The 1,594-nt window shown below is 72.1% G+C and carries 2 protein-coding genes and 1 pseudogene; all 3 read right to left on the reverse strand.

The genetic code is table 11. From position 1 onward, the window contains the following. Positions 1–618 (reverse strand): annotated as a pseudogene (locus ABZ281_RS48765) (histidine kinase); the annotation flags it as partial. A 128-nt stretch (positions 619–746) separates the two neighbouring features. Beyond that, positions 747–1,292: a hypothetical protein gene (locus ABZ281_RS48770; RefSeq protein WP_356665221.1), complete on the reverse strand. Its 546-nt coding sequence runs from the start codon at positions 1,290–1,292 to the stop codon at positions 747–749. 28 nt (positions 1,293–1,320) lie between these two features. Further along, a partial coding sequence (locus ABZ281_RS48775) for an ATP-binding protein (RefSeq protein ID WP_356665223.1) occupies positions 1,321–1,594 on the reverse strand: 274 nt, incomplete at its 5' end.

Raw genomic sequence — 1,594 nt, forward strand, 5'->3', positions numbered from 1 at the left:
GGCGGTTCCGCCGACGTTCTTGGTCGTGATCCCCGCCGAGACCAGGCCCACGACCCGGCCGTCCGGGTCCTTCACCGGCACCACGGCCTGGACGAGCCGGCCGATGGTGCCGTCGATCTCCTCGGTGAACGACTCCCCGGCCAGTGCCGGGGCGATCGTCCCGACGAACTTCTTGCCGATACGGTCCGGCTTGGGGTGCGTGTAGCGGATCCCGTCGGTGTTCATCACGACGATGAAGTCGACCTTCGAGGCCTCGCGGGCGGCCTCGGCCCGCGGCTGGAGCACGGCGCTGGGATCAGGACTCTGCAGCGCCTCGACGGTGCCCGGCGCGTTCGCGAAGGTCTCCGCGACGGCGAGAGAGCGGTTGCGGGCCTCCTGCGTCGTGTCGTGGCGTACCTGGAGCACCAGCGCCACCACGGCCGCCACGACCAGCAACAGCACGATCACCACGACGAGCAGGAACACCTGTCCGGCGACGCTGCGTCCGCCCAGCACCGACCGCAGCCCCGCCACCGGTTGCCACCGCGACGAGCCCGCCTCCCGCCGCTGCCGTGTCGACGGCGCAGCGCCGGGCCGCAGGGGCGATCGAGTCCCGGATCGACCCAAGAGTCGGACCATGTGCCATGTCTACACTGCCCGGCCCCGGGAGGCGAGGGGCATCACCCATGGTGGCAGGGGGTCCTCACCGTTTCGTCACGTCTGCGGGCGTGCACGGGCTCCCTGTTCACCGAAAAGGTACGACAGCCTCAGGCGCCCAGTGAACGGGCCAGCTCGGTCGTGGCCCGGGCGATCTCGCCGTCCTCGTCCGCCATCAGCCGGCCGAGCTCGTCGCGCCGGGCCCGCACCGCCTGGCGCGCCGCACGCTCCCATACCACCGGGTTCTCCCGGTGGTTCAGCAGCTTCGGATAGACGGCCGCGGTGCTCTCCCACTGCCGGGCGTCGGCGATGTTCTTGAGCAGCCCGATGATCTGGGCCCGGCAGGTGACCTGCGGCAACTTCGCCAGCTCCCACAGGAACGGAACCGTGGCCGCGGTCGCCTGTTCCACGACGAAACCGAACTGGCAGATCCGTTTGCGCAGGTCGTCGAGGGCGGAGCGGGCGGTGTCGGCATCACCCCCGGCGATGCCGGCGAGCAGGAGGGGAATGGCCGCCGCCGAGCCGGTGGAGTCCTGGATGTCGCCCCACGGCACGCAATCCAGTGCCGGGAGCGGCGTCTTCCGGGCCACCCCGGTCGGGGCGTCGGGGCGCTGGGGGCGCTCGCTGCTCGGGTGTTCCGTCGAAGCGCTGCGCATGGCGAGGGGCCTTTCCGCGGCAGTCGTGTCAGATGGGTGGACAGGGTGTGGCCGGCCGGGTCGGCAACCTGGCCCAGACCGTCTTGCCCACAGGGGGAGTGGGGGCCCAGCCCCACTCCTCGGACAGGGCGTCGACGATGCAGAGCCCCCGGCCGTGCTCGTCCAGCGAGGCGCCGGTCGGCGCGTACACGGGCGGGTGGTCGTCGGCTCGCCGCCCTGCAGGACCACGGCGACGGTGCGCCGGTCCGGCACCGTCGAGCCGTGCTGCTCGACCCGCTGGACCGTGACACCCGTGCGCAGCT

This window comes from Streptomyces sp. NPDC006265 (genome assembly GCF_040613555.1).
In the GTDB taxonomy this organism is placed as follows: Bacteria; Actinomycetota; Actinomycetes; order Streptomycetales; family Streptomycetaceae; genus Streptomyces.